Source organism: Rhizobium sp. A22-96 (assembly GCF_053521805.1).
The window spans coordinates 182,637-201,117 of the sequence record NZ_JBNWDQ010000004.1; the positions used below are offsets into that span (position 1 = coordinate 182,637).

Below are 18,481 nucleotides of genomic sequence, written 5' to 3' on the forward strand. Positions count from 1 at the left end.
TCTCAAGGACCCTGGCATTAAAAAAAGAACAGAGCCCGAACAAAGTTAATGACGGGCTCACAGCTTATGCTGGCACGAGATGGTGAGTAGAACCTTTATGCCACCGCGTCCCGATCGCCCTGAAACCAATGGGAATCGAAAAGGGGCCCGAAGGCCCCTTTACTTTTTCAGTCAGCCAAAGGCTGCGCATCCTTGGACTTCACCCACGGCGCTCGCTTAAGCCCCCGCGAATTTGTCTGGTCCAACGAGACCACGTTCGAGCTCGGAACTTCCTGCGCCGGCTTTGCCCGCGCCAAGAATGCTGGTGGCTCAAAGTCATCTTCGCCTTCGGCCTCGATCGACGGCACAAGTGCCGGTGGTTCGATCCGAACGGCGCCGCCGAGCGATTCCAAACCTGTGCGCATCAGCGCATCAGGCTGTGGGATCGTGCGTGACGCCAGCGGCCACTCCGGCTGCTTTGCCCGCGTGGTTGCCCAGGCAAGCGTCGGCATCGCCTTGTCCTTCAGCCAGAGCTCAAGTTCCTTGGCGCCGGGCCACCGCTCTCTGTTGCCGAGATGGTCCAGCGTTTCGAAGACGCTGAACCAGCGGCTTCCAGCCGGCAATTCCCGTTCGTCGATCCTGCGGGCATCAGTATCACCCGCGGCGTCAAGGAGCAGAACATTGCCCAAGCTCCGTTTCGCCACACGCGCAGCCGGTTCGATCAACGGGAGAAGCTGACCCTTCTGAAGGCGCTTGCCTTCAGCCTTGCTGGTCAAGGTCTGCAGCAACACCGCCTGGAGCGCGGAGGCGTGCTCAAGAAACATAGCCATCCCGACCTTCGTCTTGAGGTCGATGAGGGCACGCAGGCCGGCAACTCCACCCATGTCGGCAACAGCCAACTCATCAGTCTCTTCTCCGGCCGACGCGGCATCATCCTCAAGAAGCGCCTTGACTTCCTTGACGTGAATACCGTCGTTTTCTTCCGCGAAGAGAAGAGCGGCCTCGATCTTGTCTTCTGATGCAGAGGCAAGATGGAAAAGCACGGTGGGAGTGATCGACAGTTCGATCGCTCGATCACGGTAGCCCACCAGGTTCTTCGAAACTGCCCGATAGTTCCGGGCGGTCTTGCCGGAGATGTCGCAAACCTGCTCCACCCACTTCCCGAACGTACGTGGCTCAACAAGCGCCGCTGCCTCTTCGAGAAGAGCGCCGAGTTCGAAGGCCTGTTCCGTTGTTCTGCGGCCCAGTGCCTTGATGTCAGCGGCAGCAGCCACCAAAGCCTGCATGCTCTTTCCGGCGATGCTGTAAGCATCGTAGTCAAAGCGGGCGCGCTTCGCCCGCTTGGTATTTCCATTCGCCATGACAAAGATCCTTGCTGATGTCACAAGTATCAATCCGCACTGTCGCGACTTGATATATGTATTATCGCATAAAGCGCGCCGACTGTAAATGTATCACAAAAGTTGTAACGCCAATTTTATAAAGTAAACCAGCATTTTAGACTTAGTTAATTGCTTTAATAAGTCGAAAAATCGGAAAACTAATGTTTTTTTACTTTAAAATCTGCAAGTAGATTTAAATCTCGTAAAGGTTGCAAGCTGCTGCCGTTCCGTTGCCTTGTGAGTTCTAAATTGTTAGCGTCATGGCACTATCGTTTTGAAGGATTTCGCGTGACGAAGGCTGTGCTGACAACCAAGTCTGACCCGACGTATGACGACCTGCCCGAGCAGCGATATCACTTCCCGAAAACTTACCTGCGCCAGATCGAAGCCGCCCGCGGGGACTGGATCGTCTATTATGAACCTCGGCGCCCAAGTGGTAACTTGATGCAAGCCGGGGGTCGACAGGCGTATTTCGCGACAGCGCGGATCGTCGATATTGTTGCAGATCCTTCAAGGCCTGATCATTTCTACGCCCTCATCGAGGATTTCTTGCCCTTCGATCGTTCGGTGCCGTTCAAGGAAGCGAAGCACTACTATGAGGCTGGCCTTCGTAAAGAGGATGGCTCGACCAACAAAGGTGCGTTCGGCCGCGCCGTCCGAAATATCTCCGACGCCGAGTACGACATGATTTTGGCGGCCGGCTTTGCTCACATCCTAGGCAATCGTGACCGAGAACGGCCGACACCAGATCCGGCAGAAGAGGCGCGCATCGGATTTGGCGATAACCCGCAGATGCCGTTCGAGATCGACAGCGTCGATCGTCGGATTGTGTCACAGGTCGTGCAACGCCCTTTCCGGGACCGCGCTTTCTCTGCCGCCATCAAGACTGCCTATCACGACACCTGTGCCGTGACCGGCCTCAAGCTTTTCAACGGCGGCGGCCGATCTGAAGTGCAAGCGGCTCACATTCGTCCCGTGGCGCATGGAGGCCCGGACAGTGTCCGCAATGGCTTGGCCTTATCAGGGACGGTGCATTGGATGTTCGATCGCGGCCTGATTTCGGTGGATGACGATTACAGCATGCTGATCGCTAACGCCGGCGTGCCGGATACGATCTTGCGCCTAATGAATCCGGAGCGGCGCCTGCTCGTGCCAGAACGACCGGATGAGCGACCGCATTCGCAGTTCTTGCAGTATCATCGCGAGCAGGTATTCAAGGGTTGAGATAGCGGAAATTATTTCGGCGGCCTTATATTCTGACGGGTCGAAAAATTGACTGGGGTGCGATCAAGCTCGGCGCCGTCACACCCTCTTCAGGATTCGACATCCGCAAGCCGTAACCCTTCTCAAGCCAAGACAGGATCTCGCTCGGATCTGATACGTGAATATAGTCATCTTCAAAGCGGGTCTTCGATACGACATATGTTCCGCCCTGATGAACATGGGGGAAGATTATCTGGCCTTTATTTGCCCCACGGCTCACGAAGGCATGCAAAAAGATTTTGGTCTTTTTCATTGGATCAAAGTCCGTCTTGCATTTCATTTCCGAGGCTGGCCGTCTCGGATCCGCTGGAAAATCTCAAGAGCGAGATGTTCATGCGCTGCCGATCGAAAATCTTTATCTGTCATCACCCTTGAGAAGATCTCCTCGTTCCCTTCCATGCGATCGATGAACAGTTCATCAAGCATCCGTTCCAGATAAGATGAGAAGTTGGAGAGGTTGTTTGCCTTCGCAGCTTCGACAATTTTTTCGTCCTCTTCAGCGCTTGCCCGGATCTGGTCGAAAAAGAATTGATCAGCTTCCGTAAAATTGGTCCCAAACCGCTCGTTGAGCTTTGAGACTAGCGAAGACAATGAAACTGCCTCCTCTCTGAATCCTCCTGTACCGACGTCGGTTGGCCCTTTGAGCGGTGTGGTCTCACCGTATCCCAGATCAATTGACCCTTCGGTCATTTGCTGTAGCCGGAAGAAGCGAAGGGTAACTTCGTCGTCCAACGTAAAGGCTTGCCCGTCGCCTGGAGGCGGCAGTTTTGAAATCAGATTGCGAACGAACGCGTAAAGCTTCTCGAGCTCACTATCCTGATAGGGTATGATCTGAGAAAGGAACGCGTAAAGATTCCGAAATGCGGTCAACTGACTGCGAAATTCGTCTTGGTGTTGCTCATCTCTATCGTTGAACCGCTGCACCACCGCGTCGAGCACCGCATTCATCAGGCGGTGATCGGTGGCCGAATGATCACGTTTGCCGCGATACCATACCTCGGCAAAGGCATTAACGTCATCCGACGCGAAAATCGCCCATTCCAATAGCTTGTGCTGTAACTCGGACAGGCGGTGAGGATCGGCATTCTCGCCAATCGGCGTCGCCTCGTAATAGGGCTTGAACGCCTTGTAGATGTCGTCCTCCTCGTTGGCGAAATCGAGCACGAAGGTGCGCGCCTTGCCGGGAGCCATGCGGTTTAGCCTGGAGAGCGTCTGCACGGCCTGCACCCCTGCCAGGCGCTTGACTACGTACATGGTCTGCAACAAGGGCTGATCAAAGCCGGTTTGATATTTCTCGGCGACCAGAAGCACGCGGTAATCGTCGCGCTCAAAGGTTTCGGGCAGTTCGCTTTCGGCTAGGCCCTCGTTCATGGAAACTTCGGTGTAGGACGCGCCAGGATCTTCGGGGTCCTCGACCGTACCTGAAAAGGCCACCAATGACCGAATGCCGGTATAGCCGTTGTTCCTGATATAGCGGTCAAAGGCCAGCTTGTATTTGACGGCGGCGAGTCGTGAGCTTGTGACGACCATAGCCTTGGCCCGCCCGCCAAGCTCGTGCATGACGTAGAGCCGGAAGTGCTCCACGATGACCGATACCACTTGCTCGATATTGACCGGGTGCAATTCCAGATACCGGGTAAGCGCCTTCGCCGCCTTCTTACGCGGCACTTCGGGGTCGTTCTTTACCTGCTTGATCAGGCCAAAGAAGCGCTTGTAGGTCGTGTAGTTCAAAAGCACGTCCATGATGAAGCCTTCTTCGATGGCTTGCCGCATGGTGTACTCATGAAAGGGCGATGTGCCGGACGGACCCGGCTCGTCAAAAAGCACCTTGGTCTTGAATTTTGGTGTTGCGGTGAAGGCGAAGAACGAGAGGTTTGGCTGACGCGCGCGCTTCAGCGCATCGCGCAACATTGCGGCCTTGGCGTCGTCGGAAAGATCGTCGTCCTCTTCGTCCGACATCTGTGCCGCGATTGCGGCTTCAATACCGTCCTTGTTCAGCATCCCCTTGAGCGCGGTGGCGGTCTCGCCGCTTTGCGAGGAATGGGCCTCGTCCACAATCACGGCGAAGCGCTTGCCCGCCGTGTCGATCTTCACGCCTGTTCCCTTGCCTTCAAGAGTGGAGAGCGCCTGCGAAATGAAGGGGAACTTCTGGATCGTCGTGATAACAATCGGCGTGCCCTGCGACAGGGCGCGAACGAGTTGCTGGGTGTCTTCGTCGATCTTCTCGACCACCCCGGTCTTGTGCTCGAATTGATAGATGGTGTTCTGCAATTGCTGATCGAGCACGCGCCGATCGGTGACGACCACGACCGAGTGAAACACCTTCTCGTCGTTAGCGTCGTGCAGGCTTGCTAGCCGGTGCGCCAGCCACGCGATGGAGTTCGACTTCCCCGATCCCGCCGAGTGCTGAATAAGGTAGTTCCGCCCCGCGCCGTTCTCGCGCGCATGGGTGACGAGTTTGCGTACCGCGTCGAGCTGGTGATAGCGGGGGAACACCATCGTTTCCTTGCGGATGGTGCGCACACCCTTATCGGTCTTGACCTGCCGCTCCTTCACCTCCAGGTGCATGAAGCGCTGCAGGATGTCGATCAGGCTGTCGGCCTGTAGCACCTCGTCCCAAAGGTAATGGGTCTTCCAGTTGCCCTCAACGGGTGGATTGCCCGCGCCATGATTATTGCCCCGGTTAAAGGGTAGGAACACCGTCTCCTTGCCCTTGAGGCGCGTGGTCATCCACACCTCGTCCGGGTCCACCGCGAAATGCACCAACGCGCGTTTCTTGAAGGCGAACAGCAAATCACGCTCGTCGCGTGCATCACGGTATTGCCTTACGGCGTCCGCCGCGCGCTGACCGGTGAGCGGGTTTTTCAACTCCGCCGTCGCCACAGGAAGGCCGTTTAGGCTCAACGTTACGTCGATGATGCAGCGACGGTTCTTGCCATCGGCGCCTTTCATTACCGAGGTGAAAGCGACCTGCCGTGTGATGGTCAGCCGGTTGGCGGCATGGGACGCGGCAGCTTCGGGATTCATCCCGGAGTTGGGCCGGAAATAGGCCAGCCGGAAGGTCTTGCCGTAGCATTTGAAGCCATGCCGCAGGACGTGGAGCGTGCCCTTGATGTCGAGTTCCTTGGCGAGGCTGTCCAGCACCGTCGCTTCGGTCTTCGCCCCGAGCAGGGCTTCAAGCTGTGCCCACCTTGCCGCCTGACTGTCCTTGAGAAAGCCGGATACATCCGCGGGAAACAACGCCAACGATTCGTCATAATCGGCGGGTGAGCGCATAGCATAGCCGCCCGCGCCGACCAGTCCAGCTTCGATGGCTGTCTCAAAATCGCTTTCTGTATGCCCGGCCATATTGCCCTCAAACCGTATTCACGGAGTCATTTTCAAGCTCATCGAGCCCGAGTGTTTCGATCTCATCGTAGTGATAGTGACGAACGGAGGGATCCCGTGCGAGATATTTCTTGTCACCATCGAGATATGCGTCAGGATTGTTATTTTCGGTCAGGACGAACTTCTTGACCTTCAAGGGTCTGTTGTCGCCAGTATATTGAGCGACGACCTTTCGCAAACAGGCGCACCAATGCGCTCCCGATTTTAGCTGGTCGATGATCGAGCCCGCATCAAGGCTCTTTGTCTTGAACTCGAAGAGGTATGCCGTTAGCTTCCGGTTGAAACATTGGAAGACGACGAAGTCGCAGCGTTTTGACCATTCCTTGCCGTTATCATCAAGGAAATGGAAAAGCGGGTTGTTGCGACCATCGAGCTTGATGGCGAATGCCTTGCCCTTGTAGGGCAGCCTAATCTCACGCGTTGTCTTCTTGGTCTCGCCTTCGCGGAAGTACTTCTCACGAAGTACGATCTCGCCCCCATCACCGCGATGAACGATGTACTCGTCGCTGATGTACGCCTTGATATGATCGAAGTAGCTGGACGCATCGAGTGTCATGCGAGTTCAGCCATTTGACCTGTTACCGCAGCGGTAATGGTCGCCGCGCGGTATTCAACTAGGAGATCAAGGCTCCTCTCGACATTTGAATAAGACGCCTCCTCCTTGGCGAGGCGTTCATTCAGCCCTTCCACAATTGCCTCCTGTTCTTCAGCAGGAGGTAGAAGCGAGAAGTATTTCTTTATTGCGTCTACATTGACTCGCTTAAACGTCGCGCCGACTAATTCTCGATCTAATTGCTCCAAGCATGCCCTAGAATTTAAGAAAAACTCCAAGAATTCAGGGTTGATCTCTTTCGGCCGAATTAGGCAGAGATCCTGACCTAGACAAAGTGGATCTGCTGTCTTTACAAGCGCCGCCGAACCGACTGAAGCGTTTCTGCTGTAGATAATGTCGCCAGGGTGAGGCTTCCGACCGCCCTCGGACATCAGTTCAAATTCATCATCACTGACCATCCGTTTGGTTGCATAGTCAATGCGAAACGGCTTTACCTCTGTCGTACTCACCAGCGGGATACCGTCGTCAACGTATTCCGGCGTTCTGTGTTTACAGTCGATAACGTCACTAACGAAAGACAACCTCTTGACTTGCCAATTTGCCGGGATGTCGCCGAGCCAGTCGATCCCGGAGGGCTTCATCGGGGCGTCGGTGTTCAGGCCCTTGGTGACCGCACAAGCAATGAGGGCCTGCCGCTGTTCGGCCAGTCGGTCGAGAAGCGCGCGCTTCTTCTCGATTAGCCCGTCAATCCGCGCCGTCTTCTCATCCAGAAACCGTGCAATCCGCTGCTGAGTTTTGAGGGGCGGCAAGGGTAGCGGTTGATGCCCGACAATTTCCCAGTCCGCGCGGGGCATCTTTGATCCGAAGGTTTCGGAGTTGATGGCGTCGATGAATCCTTTGGATACAAGCACATAAAAGAGGAAACGCGGCTCAACAACTTTAGACGGTCGAAGACACAGCAACTCACCTGAGCTCGCGCCATCGAATGTTGCGTGATAGACCTTTGCGAGATAGGGGCGAAGCTTGTTGAAAAGAACATCGTCTTTCTGAAATACCCGGCTATCCGCCTCGGCCGGCTTAGGCTCCTCAATGAGAAGCTGTCCCGTCCAGGACGCAATATCCTCGTTCGAGATGTAAGGAAGGCACTCTTGCTCTGATTCAGTTGGGCGCTTGGTGGACAATTCGACCGACCATTTCAGCCAATCCATTCCCCAGCCATCCGGAACCTTCGCCACCCAACCGGGCAGCTCGTCGCTGTAAGCGAAGTAACTCATGCGACCAACCCTTTCAGGAGCTCGGCGATCTCTCCTTCCAGTGCGCCAATGTCGGCTTCGATGTCGTCCAGTGAGCGCGGCGGCTTGTAGACGTAGAAATGCCGGTTGATCGGGATTTCGTAACCGACCTTGGACTTGTCGTAATCGACCCACGCATCACCCACATGCGGCAGAACTTCGCGCGCCATGTAGGCGTCGATCACGTCGCGGAATGCCTCGATCAACCGGTCATTGGGCTTGTCCGGCCCGAACTGCATGGGCAGCGGTAAAGTGGTGCCCTCGGGCAACGGGATATTCTCGGTGTCGCGCAACTCGCTGTCTGGCTCAGGTCTGTCCTTGCTGTCGCAGCAAATCTCGGCGTCTGGATCACGCTCACCAAGCGCGGAAAAGATCGCCTTCTTGATGGGAGCCGCCAGCTTCAGCCCCGCGCGTTTGGCAGCGCGAGCCAGGTCGGCATCGAACGCCTCGCGATCCATGTAGCGGCCTTTGGTCTCCAGAGTCGAAAGCATGGCGCGAATGGCATCCTGCTCGGCGCGCCCAGCGACTTCCTCGGCCTCGACCGCCTTTGCATCCTTGCGCTTCTTGGAGATGGCGAGAGCGGTGAACGCGGACTGTTCGTCTAGCCGCGCGATGCGCATTGACGTTGCCTCGAAATTCATGCGCAAGGGGCGCTCAACCGTCACTTTCAAGAAGCCGAACTCATGGTTCTCGAAGACACGAGAGACCACACGGGTGTCTTTCTCGCCCGTCTTGTGATCGGTGATGACTTCGGCCCGTTCGCCATCTTTGAAGCCGCCATAGATTTTCGTCAGGTCGTTAATCTGATCGTCAGTGATCTCATTGCGCTTATTGTTCAGGCTCTTTTTCATCTTGTCGAAAAAGCGCGTGCCGTCGATCAACTGCACCTTGCCGCGCCGCTCTGCGGCCTTGCGGTTGGTGACAAGCCAGACATAGGTGAAAATGCCAGTATTGTAGAAAAGCTGATCCGGCAACGCGACAATGGCGTCGAGCCAGTCATTCTCAATGATCCAGCGACGGATGTTCGATGGACCGGACCCGGCATCGCCCGAAAACAGCGGTGAACCATTGAAGACGATGGCGATCTTGGAGCCAGTCGCGTTCTCATCGCCCTGCTCGTAGGGGTGCATCTTCTCAATCATGTGCTGCAGGAAGAGTAGCGAACCATCATTGATTGCGGGCAGGCCAGCGCCGAAGCGACCAGAAAAGCCCATCTCTTTGTGCTCGCGTTCAACGACTGCTTTCTGGTCCTTCCACTCCACGCCGAATGGCGGGTTGGCGAGCATGTAATGGAAGCTGCTCCCCTCGAATCCGTCACGGGTCTTGCCATCGCCCAGCGTGTCGCCAAGCACGATGTTCTTCGTGTCCTCGTCCTTGATGAGCATGTCCGAGCAGCAGATAGCCCAGGACTCGTCATTGTACTCCTGCCCGTGTAAGGCAAGGTTGGCTTGGCTGTTCTGACCGAGGATGAACTTTTCCGATTCGGACAGCATCCCGCCCGTGCCGCAGGCAGGGTCGTAAATCGTGCGGAAAATACCCGGCGTGTAGACGTCCTGCTCGCCCGTATAGACGAGGTTCGCCATCAGGCGGATGACTTCGCGCGGGGTAAAGTGGTCGCCGGCTTCCTCGTTCGCCTGTTCGTTAAAGCGCATCACCAGATGTTCGAACAGATAGCCCATCTGCAGGTTGTCGATGCGGTCCGGATGTAGATCCACATCGGCCATCGCCTTGACGATAGTGAAAAGCCGGTTGCTGGCGTCGAGCTTTTCGATCTGGTCGGTGAACTTGAACTTCTCGAAAATCATCCTGGCCGTGGACGAGAAACCATTGATGTAAGAAACGAGGTTCGGGGCTATGTTTTCCGGATCGCCGAGCAACCGTTCGAACGTATACCGACTGGTGTTGTAGAGCGGGTGTTTACGCTTCGGATCCGCAGCCTTTCCGAGAATGCGCTCCATGGCAGCCTCGGGCATGCCCTGTGCTGTCAATTTATCGAACTGCGCCAGGACGGCGTCCTTGCTGGGCTCGAGCAAGCAATCGAGTCGCCGCAGGACAACGATCGGCAGCATAACCAGACGATACTGGGGCGGGCGGTATGGCCCTCGGAGTCTGTTAGCGATTTCCCAGATATCTGACTTGAGCTGGTTATGGAGTTGGACGTTCATTTTGAGAGCGGACTTTCATTATTCAAATCGGATGCGTGATAGCGAAGTGGCACCCAGATGGACAGTGAGACAGCAATCAAATAGCCATCCGGGCAGGCGTCAAAGAGCTTGGGCGTTCTGGGCCTCCCCGCCGAGCAACGCGTAAAGCCGATGCCTTATGCGCTCCTGCCGGTCGCGGTAGAAGACTTCAAAGCCTCTCAGATCGGCAGGAACGTTTCCAAGCTCGTGTTTCGAGAGGTAATGCTGGCGAGACTGACCATCCGGATATGATCGGGTCAACCAGTCGTGAGGCAGCGACGCCCTCTTCTCGTTGTTGATGGCTCCCTCCAGCAGTTGCAGATTGGGCAGGGCGTTGGCATGGGCAGCCATCGTTTCAGCCAGGGCTTCGTCAAAGCCCTCTTTTCGCAGCTTGGCCACTGAAAGCCTCGAAATGGGGAACACATGATCAAGATGAAACTGGTTTCTCAGATCGACGAACGGGAATAATAGGGACAGAAGTGGAAAGGCGCGTTTGTCGCCGTATTCCATGTGCAGCAGGTCCTCAATCTCGGCGGGCTCGAACGTGAGTGACTTACCGCGCTGGCTCATAACATGACGAAGCTTATCCACCGGGAACGCAGTCAGGTCACTGGATTGGATGACCTCTCTAAGGGCCGTCAACAACGTATCGAGACCGCTGCCCCAGATACCCGACGCCTTAACGATTGATCTTATCAACCACCCGCGGATCGCATCTCGATCCTCCGCATGGGAGCTGTGGGTGCAATAGTTAGCCGGTGCGTTCCGCTTGTAGAGGTAATAGGCAATGGGAAGCAGTGCGCTGTCTGCTCGGAGTGTCTGACCATTCAAGCCGAATGTGGCGGCGAGTTCGACTGTTCTCAATAGAGCGGACCGGATAGCCGACCAATTCGCTTCCAACGCCAACATATTCTGGGTCGTGAAATTTTCGACTTTGAAGCCGACTGAGGCGATGTCAGCCAGCATAAGCCCGGCCTTCAAAACGAAGTCCTGACTTAGCGCAAATCCGGTTCCTATGCGGTTGAGTTCATCAACGAGTTTATGGATCTCGGCACGTGCATCAACCTGCTTCCACTGGGCAACTGCGATACTGAGTAGCAGGTCAGAATAGGACAGGACAGTGCCGCCGGAATTCAATCTTATGAAGATATTGAGGACGCGCTCCAGGTCCTGTGTCTCCTCTTCATAGTAACTGATGAGCGGCTGAGCGTGAACGACGCGATGAAGGCGGTCGAGGGTCGCATAGGCCCGCTCGAGGTCTCCACCTTGCAATCCCAACTGCATGAGAGAGGTCAGCATTGCTGGACCATCTTTCATAGCCAAAATGTCTGGGACATTGAACCAACAGGCGTCCTCGTGGCGCGCTGCTTGTTGATCGTCGAGGAAACGAAAGCGATAGCGAACGCCGTCTTCGTCTGGAGACGGTGACGCCAGCAGATCCAGTCGCAGTGTCCGTACAGGGAAGGCGTCGGGGTTTGTCCACCACTTGTTGGGTTGCTTGATCGCCATTGAGCCCCGGAGACCGATATTGAGAGCGGTCAATCTTTGTTGGCCATCGAGCACCGCGGTGACGGTCTGATTATGCAATCGCCCTAGTTCAGGGCAGTGAGCAGCATCGCGCTGATGATAGTTCAGAACAAAATCGTAGAACTTGAACTTTCCGCTGGTCGCAGCCTCGACCTTCCAAAACAGGAACGTGCCGAATGGATAGCCTTGCATGAGGCTATCAAATAGCTTTTCGATTTGCTCAGGTTTCCAAACGAACTCCCGCTGGATGGCTGGCAGTACGTAGCTCTTGTTCTGAATGCGCCCCAATGCATCCGCAATCGTTCCCCCAGGCTTATACAACTCCTACTCCTCCGAATCGATTTGCGATAAACCTTTGCGATTTCATATCAACGACGCGTTCAATGGCCAACTGGAAGCAACGAAATATAGGGAGTTGCGACAAGAAATGGGTTCCCCGAACATCGGCTTAAAGCAGGCATCCCGACTAACTCAAATGAGCAACGCCGACCGGCTGCAGTTTTTTGCGGAGGGGCTTCCTCATCTCTTGGCATCTGCACGAGGCTTCTCAAAAGCCTCAGAACGCTTGCCCAATGGCAGCCGCGAGGCTGAAGTGCTTACCAGCCTCGCGATGGAGGAGGCTGCAAAGATCTTAATAATGTTGGATATCGTCCGTTGCCCTCCGAAACGTCGAGCACAACAAATCGGAAGACTATTGAAGCCCTTTTACAGCCATCTTGCTCGACTAATCTACGCTGAGGCAGCGGGATGGCATGCCGTTGATCTCTTCGAACTTCGGCGCTACGTCGATTTCGAGCGGCGGGCTCACTATGTCGACGGCCCCTTCAGTGAGTTCATATTTCCAAACTCGATTCTCCATAAAAGAGAGAGCCGAATGTACGTCGATATCGAAACGTATGAGGATGGCAAGCCTTTCTGGAGCGTCCCTACCGATACCGATTTCCACTTCTCGCCATCGCAGATACCATCACTGCAGGTCGTCGAGGCACTCAGCGCAGTTGGCGTTTTTTCAGAGTCGGCGCTGAACATTGTTTCCGACGTGTGGGCGACGAAGGATTTTTGTGTCGAAGAGCCGTACTTCGGTCAAACCGAACCGCAGCATCACGAGGCACAGCGGATAATAAGACTGACGCTAGATAGACTTGAAGCCGCTGGCTTGCTGCAAGATCACGCTACACGGGGACATCAGGTGTTCCTGCTGCGGAATTGGCAATTACCTATGTACGACCTGGAGTTTGATTTAATCAAGATCCCGCTAGAAGAGCTCGAGGCCGAGCGCGATGCTGCCTATTGGTCTGAAGTCGGTGGCGGGTGGGGCGAGTATTAACTTACCTACTTTTCAACGTAACAAATCCATGTAACTTGCCGCAGCGACGTTGCCGGAAATAATTTCCGCTAATCTGCGCTCAATGCTTCATCCTGGCGAAATTTACTGAGCGGCCACAACTGACATTAACTGCAACCGATTGTGACGCAGCCTCCGTACTGACATGCATAAATAAAATCTGTCGCCGACATCTGAAGTGGCACGAATACTCACGTTGCAGACGCCAGGGGAGACAATATGCCAAAGAGCAGAGGATTTTCGATCTACCTCCTAAAGGAGGGTTACGATGCGACGAACGCGCTACGCGAGGATCATGTGCTCGCCAATGATGTCGACGCGAAGCGGCTCCCGGAGAACGCATCATTGTTTGTGTTGGACAGCGTGCCCCGCCCACCATGGTGGAAGAGCTATTTTAGTATCGAGAAAGAACTTACTCAGGTCACTAAAGGCGCGCTCATTATCATGCCAGTCGGCGAGCGATTTTTTGCCTTATCCTTTGGGCACGTTGCTCATAACCTGCTCGATTCCTGTTATGAATATGATTTCGGGCTACGGGTCACGCTTAACAGCCTTGATCCGCGTAAGCTTAAAAGTACTGATACACTCGATCCTGGAGCAGCCAAGCGCCAGCGCACACAACTGCCGATGGAATCCGAGTTAACGCTGTTCGATTTCGATCGAGACAGCTCGATCCTAAGAAGTCTGACCGGCAAGGTACGCGACGAGCATCAGGACCTGTTCCGCCACGCTACTGGCGCAAGCAACCTCCGCATCAGCACTGATGTGGAAGCAGACGCGTTGCAGGACCTGTGCGATAAGCTGCTGGCATTATACCAGAGCGAAACCTACAAGGATGCGTTCCCTGAAATTCAGAACATCGTGCCGGTACGCGACCCAGCGCAGATAGAAAAATTGAATGGTCGCCTCCTGTCTGCATTCCGCGCGCGGGATCCCGACCTCAACATCACTGTCCCTGAAATCATCAATTATAGCGACAATCTCTACGTGACGTTCACGGGTGCCGGGCGCGGCCTCGTGTATGACGATGTCTACATCGGCCGGTACTTTGCGTATCTCGATGAACATACCGTCGACTTTGACGAACTGAGCGTCGAGGATTTGCGGAAGCACGCACTGGTCCTCACCGACGAGGATGGGAACGGCCGTGACCGCTATAGCATCTTTAGGAGCCTTGTTTTCGACACGACCCTGGAAGACATGGAAAGCGAAACTTTCCACCTCTGCGAAGGCAATTGGTACCGTATCGAGAATAGTTATATCGCCCGCCTGAGCGCCTATCTGGACCCGCTATTCACTGCGAGCGACCTACCGGCTTACGCTCATGCGAGTGAGGGTGAATACAATGCGGCGGTAGCTGCAGGCGATGCGGTCATCGCCTGCCTCGATACACAGAATATAAGCCCGGACGGGTATAGCGCGGTGGAGCCCTGCGATCTGCTGGCTGTGCGCGATGGTGCTGCCACCTTCTACCACATCAAAGTTTCAACACTGTCGGCGCAACTTAGCCATCTTTTCAATCAAGGCGTTAACGCTGTCGAACTGATGCGACTGGAGCCGCAGGCGGTCGACAAGCTGGAGGCACTTGTCCGTGATCTAATGGCGGGAGGCGACCCGGACTCCCTTGTAGCGCTTGTGCGCGACCGCAAATACCGCATCGTCTTTGGCATTGTCACACGAAAAGACCCTGCAGGAAGGTCCCTGAACCTGCCGCTCTTTTCCCGTATCAGCCTCATGCGGGGAATGAAGGCACTGCAGCTCATGGATGTGCCTGGAAGTGTCATCTTCATCGCGGATCAAGCTGTTGCTGCTGAGGGTCGGAAAAAGAAGCGGAAGAAGAAAGCAGTGGCTGACGAACCGCTTGAGGTATCGGTCGAGGCTGCAGAGTAAAGATGCACCTTGCTGAGCCAGGCTTCAGGCACTGGCCTTAAATTCGCAGGCGGACAGCGGAAATAATTACCGCTCGCCAAGTCCTGTTGACTGAGGCCCAAAGCCAGGGCACAAAGGTGGCATCCACGGTCGCTCGCGATGGGAAAATACAAGGAATTTCAAGGGTCCCTCACTAAGCCATTGAAATCATGTGAGAATCCAGGTTCCCCAGCCAAACACTTTCAGCAACTATATCAGATAGACAAAGCCTAGAAGGCTTGGCGATTGCGCGACTTCAATGTTGCGTCGCGCGCCGCTTCTCCTGATTTTCAGGAATTTTCATTCGGATACGGCAAATCCCGTTCGCTCTCGAGCAACCCGGATCCAGCTCATGGAGCTGGTGATCGGATTGCCTTGTCATGACTCTCGGTCATGTCCTCTCTTCGCGTCGACGGATAACCCTCTCGCAGCTATTTCCGTCTGCATGGGTGGCTTTGCCGCCGCCAGATATTCGCCCTTCAGCCGCATGTGGCACCAGCAGGCGAAGGCCGAGGAGGCGAAGGCCAGGCTTTCGCCGATGGCGAGGCGGTTGTTGGAGTTGCTGAGCAAGGTCAACGAGAAGAAGAACAGGCACATGATATAGGCATGCCAGGCGGCGCGCGGAATGATGCCTGCCTTGCGGGCGCGCCAGACGGCGCGGATGAAGACGCCGAGCATGAAGGCCATCACGGCGGCGCCGAACAGGCCGTAGCGCACCAGGATCTCCAGATAGCCATTGTGCAGCAGCGTGTACTGAATGTGCGAGTAGCGCGTTTCGGCCCAGCGCTCGAGCCATCTGTTGCCCCAGCCGAAAATCGGCGCGGAGGAGAAGACTTCCCAGCTGTTGGACCAGAGCTGCAGGCGCTCATCCATCGATACCGGGGTGTTGGTCGAGCTGATGGCGCTTGAGACCACATCGCCGACATCGTGGCTGCCGGTTACCTTTTCCACCATGGACAATGCTGCCGCCACGGTCGGGCCGGCCGTCTTGTCGAGATTGTGCCTGACGCCATAGATGCCGGCGATCAGCAGCGCCGCCACGACGACGATGGCGATGAGGCCGCTCTTCATGCGCAGATAGGTCAGCGTGACCAGCGCCAGGAGCGGGATGGAAATGCCGAGCGCCAGCCAGACGCCCTTCGATTTGGCGCCGTAAATAGCGATGAAACAGAGCGCGAAGATGAAGGGCGAAACAATATAGGCGAAACGGGCGATGCGCCGGTCGGCGGACTTTTCCGTCAGGTAATGCAGCAGCCAGAACAGCGTGAAGATGACGATCATGCCGCAGGCGACGGCACCGTGGATCTGATTGTTCATGATCAAGGGGCGGATGGTTTCGCCGGCGAAAACCTCGCGCAGATGCTGGGTTGCCACAAGCATGACGAGGACCATGGCGAAATAGGCCGCGACAATCTTTTCCATCACCTCTTCATAGAGCAGGAAGGCGACGCCCATGATCGGGAAGAAGAAGGGAAAGGCATAGAGCCAGTCCGAAGCGCCGATATCATGCTGCGGCGTCAGCCAAAGGGTGATGCCGAAGCGGGCCATGACATAGAAGGCCCAGCCCATGCAGAGCCAGCCGACCCAGTCCGTGCGCGGCCGCAACGGTGCCTTCATGTAGTAATAGAGGGCGATCAGCGAGAGGAGCGCGGTTGCATAGCGATAGGCGTCGCTTTCGACGACGGTGGGCGAGGCCACCAAAAGCCAGAGTATGCCACCGATGATAGCGACGGCTTTCGGCATCGCGCCCGCAGCCTTGGTCACGCCTGAGGGGCGGGTTGCGAGATCAGCATGCGATTTATTCATGCGCGAGTCGTCCAATGTCGTCGTCCGCCTTCGTTCACATTTGTCGTATTGCCCGGCATTGCGACGTCCCCATGAAGGCCGTTAGGGCCGCAAGGGGGCAGGAATGCGGCATTTTTCCCCTGCCGGCGCCTCGGCGACATCGATTTCGTCGGGTGCTTGCTAATGGGTAACGCCATCGCGCCGAACCACCTTCAAAACCGTCAGAAAGATGATCTTGAGATCGAAGAGGAAGGATCGCCGCTGCAGATAGTCTTCGTCCAGCGCCACCTTCTGCGGGATCGGCAGTTCATCGCGGCCATTGACCTGCGCCCAGCCGGTGAGGCCGGGCAGCAGTGCGTCGACGCCACGTTCGGTGCGCAAGGCGATCAGGTCGTGCTGGTTGAAAAGAGCGGGTCGCGGACCGACGATGCTCATCTCACCCTTCAGGATACAAAGGAGTTGCGGCAACTCGTCCAGGCTGGATTTGCGCAGCAAGGAGCCGATCGGCGTCAGATAGATCTTGGGGTCCTTCAGCAGATGCGTTGCTACGGCGGGTGTGTCGGTGCGCATGCTGCGGAATTTCGGCATGCGGAAAATCCTGTTACCGCGCCCGACACGATCGGACCAGTAGAGGATGGGGCCGCGAGAGGTGAGACGCACGGCAATGGCGACGATCAGGATCGGAATGGAAAAGACGATGGCCGCGGCAAGCGCGGCAAGAAAATCGAAAAGGCGCTTGGCGATCGTATAAAGCATCGTCTCTTGTCGTTGCGTCGCCGCCGGTTCGGGCGGCGGCGATGGCGGTTTGGGTGTTTTGTGCATCTCATATTGCGGATTGGTGCACAACCGTCCGGCATGAGATTCCCCGGCCTTGTTCTCGGCAGATATCCCATGCAAAGCATGTTTGAGCACAACAAGCAGAGGCAATGAACCCATGATCCTGGTTACTGGCGCAACGGGTTTTGTCGGACAGGCGCTTTGTGCCGAACTGTCCCGGCGGCAGATGGAGTATAGGCCGGTCAGCCGTGCGTTGCGGCCAGGTTACGTTGCCATCGGCGCGATCGATGCCGCAACGGATTGGTCCGGAGCGCTTGCCGGCGTCGATACCGTCATGCATCTGGCCGCCCGCGTGCATGTCATGAACGAGAGTGCGGTCGATCCGCTCGCCGCCTTTCGCGCCGTCAATGTCGACGCCACGGTCAATCTGGCGCGGCAGGCGGCGCGGGCTGGGGTCCGGCGGTTCATCTTTCTGAGCTCGATCAAGGTCAATGGTGAGGAAACCCGGCCGGGGAGGCCATTCAAGGCTTCGGATGCGCCGCACCCGGAAGATGACTATGGGCGCTCGAAGCTGGAGGCAGAAGAGGCGCTGCTGACAATTGCCGCCGAGACCGGCATGGAGGTCATCATCATCCGGCCGCCGCTGGTTTACGGACCCGGCGTGAAGGCGAATTTTGCGAGCCTGATGAAATGGGCGGCCCGGCCATTCCCCTGGCCGTTCGGCATGGTCCGCAACCGCAGATCGCTCATTTTCGTCGGCAATCTCGTCGACTTCATGCTGCTCTGCGTCCGTCATCCGGACGCTGGAAATCGTGTTTTTCTCATCAGCGACGGCGCGGATCTTTCTATCGGCGCGTTGATTGGCAAGTTGGCCTCGGCCCAGGGGAAAAAGGCCATGATGCTGCCGGTGCCACCCGCCTTGCTGGAGGGGCTTGCAGCACTCTTGGGCCGCCGGGCAGCGGCCCAGCGTCTGCTCGGCTCGCTCCAGGTCGATATTGACGAGACGATGGCGACCACCGGCTGGTCACCGCCCTATTCGATCGAGGAAGGGCTGGCGGCAACTGTCGGTCGTTGACGACAGCGCATCCGCATTGTCGTGA

General features: G+C 56.2%; 13 protein-coding genes. 4 read left to right on the forward strand and 9 right to left on the reverse strand.

The genetic code is table 11. From position 1 onward, the window contains the following. Positions 1–167 precede the first annotated feature (167 nt). On the reverse strand, positions 168–1,340 hold the full coding sequence (locus tag ACQZ6F_RS19205; RefSeq protein WP_449093995.1) for a hypothetical protein: 1,173 nt from the start codon (positions 1,338–1,340) through the stop codon (positions 168–170). Positions 1,341–1,649: 309 nt separating this feature from the next. Between ACQZ6F_RS19205 and ACQZ6F_RS19210 the strand changes: the two genes are divergently transcribed. Further along, on the forward strand, positions 1,650–2,585 hold the full coding sequence (locus tag ACQZ6F_RS19210) for an HNH endonuclease (protein ID WP_449093994.1): 936 nt from the start codon (positions 1,650–1,652) through the stop codon (positions 2,583–2,585). A gap of 25 nt (positions 2,586–2,610) precedes the next feature. On the opposite strand, the gene ACQZ6F_RS19215 is transcribed toward ACQZ6F_RS19210, so the two are convergent. The 6 genes from ACQZ6F_RS19215 to ACQZ6F_RS19240 form a co-directional block, all read right to left on the reverse strand. Further along, on the reverse strand, positions 2,611–2,877 hold the full coding sequence (locus ACQZ6F_RS19215; protein WP_449093993.1) for a hypothetical protein: 267 nt from the start codon (positions 2,875–2,877) through the stop codon (positions 2,611–2,613). 23 nt (positions 2,878–2,900) lie between these two features. Further along, positions 2,901–5,972, reverse strand: a complete 3,072-nt coding sequence (locus ACQZ6F_RS19220) for a type I restriction endonuclease subunit R (protein WP_449093992.1) — start codon at positions 5,970–5,972, stop codon at positions 2,901–2,903. A gap of 7 nt (positions 5,973–5,979) precedes the next feature. Next, entirely contained in the window at positions 5,980–6,567 is a 588-nt protein-coding gene (locus ACQZ6F_RS19225; protein WP_449093991.1) for a hypothetical protein, read from the reverse strand. Beyond that, positions 6,564–7,838, reverse strand: a complete 1,275-nt coding sequence (locus ACQZ6F_RS19230) for a restriction endonuclease subunit S (protein WP_449093990.1) — start codon at positions 7,836–7,838, stop codon at positions 6,564–6,566. Before ACQZ6F_RS19230 ends, ACQZ6F_RS19225 begins: the two co-directional genes overlap by 4 nt. Continuing rightward, positions 7,835–10,021, reverse strand: coding sequence for a type I restriction-modification system subunit M (locus ACQZ6F_RS19235; RefSeq protein WP_449093989.1), 2,187 nt, complete (start codon positions 10,019–10,021; stop codon positions 7,835–7,837). Before ACQZ6F_RS19235 ends, ACQZ6F_RS19230 begins: the two co-directional genes overlap by 4 nt. A 99-nt stretch (positions 10,022–10,120) precedes the next feature. Then, entirely contained in the window at positions 10,121–11,887 is a 1,767-nt protein-coding gene (locus ACQZ6F_RS19240; RefSeq protein WP_449093988.1) for a DUF262 domain-containing protein, read from the reverse strand. Positions 11,888–11,921: 34 nt separating this feature from the next. Here ACQZ6F_RS19240 and ACQZ6F_RS19245 point away from each other — a divergent pair, with 34 nt between their 5' ends. Both ACQZ6F_RS19245 and ACQZ6F_RS19250 read left to right on the forward strand, forming a co-directional pair. Beyond that, a complete protein-coding gene (locus ACQZ6F_RS19245) occupies positions 11,922–12,893 on the forward strand; it encodes an AbiV family abortive infection protein (RefSeq protein WP_449096337.1) in 972 nt (323 codons plus the stop codon). 237 nt (positions 12,894–13,130) lie between these two features. After that, positions 13,131–14,801: a DUF6119 family protein gene (locus ACQZ6F_RS19250; RefSeq protein WP_449093986.1), complete on the forward strand. Its 1,671-nt coding sequence runs from the start codon at positions 13,131–13,133 to the stop codon at positions 14,799–14,801. Between the two features lie 396 nt (positions 14,802–15,197). Here ACQZ6F_RS19250 and ACQZ6F_RS19255 read toward each other — a convergent pair whose 3' ends face one another. Continuing rightward, a complete protein-coding gene (locus ACQZ6F_RS19255; RefSeq protein ID WP_449093985.1) occupies positions 15,198–16,625 on the reverse strand; it encodes an O-antigen ligase family protein in 1,428 nt (475 codons plus the stop codon). Positions 16,626–16,784: 159 nt separating this feature from the next. Then, complete coding sequence (locus tag ACQZ6F_RS19260; RefSeq protein ID WP_449093984.1) at positions 16,785–17,360, reverse strand: sugar transferase; 576 nt, start codon at positions 17,358–17,360, stop codon at positions 16,785–16,787. Positions 17,361–17,538: 178 nt separating this feature from the next. On the opposite strand from ACQZ6F_RS19260, the gene ACQZ6F_RS19265 reads away from it, so the two are divergent. Next, positions 17,539–18,456 (forward strand): UDP-glucose 4-epimerase family protein, encoded by a 918-nt coding sequence (locus ACQZ6F_RS19265; RefSeq protein ID WP_449093983.1) that lies wholly within the window; start codon positions 17,539–17,541, stop codon positions 18,454–18,456. Positions 18,457–18,481 lie beyond the last annotated feature (25 nt).

Coding starts and splice junctions, on each gene's coding strand:
- ACQZ6F_RS19205 (WP_449093995.1), bottom strand. CDS start 1,340: ATGGCGAATGGAAATACCAAGCGGGCGAAGCGCGCCCGCTTTGACTAC.
- ACQZ6F_RS19215 (WP_449093993.1), bottom strand. CDS start 2,877: ATGAAAAAGACCAAAATCTTTTTGCATGCCTTCGTGAGCCGTGGGGCA.
- ACQZ6F_RS19220 (WP_449093992.1), bottom strand. CDS start 5,972: ATGGCCGGGCATACAGAAAGCGATTTTGAGACAGCCATCGAAGCTGGA.
- ACQZ6F_RS19225 (WP_449093991.1), bottom strand. CDS start 6,567: ATGACACTCGATGCGTCCAGCTACTTCGATCATATCAAGGCGTACATC.
- ACQZ6F_RS19230 (WP_449093990.1), bottom strand. CDS start 7,838: ATGAGTTACTTCGCTTACAGCGACGAGCTGCCCGGTTGGGTGGCGAAG.
- ACQZ6F_RS19235 (WP_449093989.1), bottom strand. CDS start 10,021: ATGAACGTCCAACTCCATAACCAGCTCAAGTCAGATATCTGGGAAATC.
- ACQZ6F_RS19250 (WP_449093986.1), top strand. CDS start 13,131: ATGCCAAAGAGCAGAGGATTTTCGATCTACCTCCTAAAGGAGGGTTAC.
- ACQZ6F_RS19255 (WP_449093985.1), bottom strand. CDS start 16,625: ATGAATAAATCGCATGCTGATCTCGCAACCCGCCCCTCAGGCGTGACC.
- ACQZ6F_RS19260 (WP_449093984.1), bottom strand. CDS start 17,360: ATGCTTTATACGATCGCCAAGCGCCTTTTCGATTTTCTTGCCGCGCTT.
- ACQZ6F_RS19265 (WP_449093983.1), top strand. CDS start 17,539: ATGATCCTGGTTACTGGCGCAACGGGTTTTGTCGGACAGGCGCTTTGT.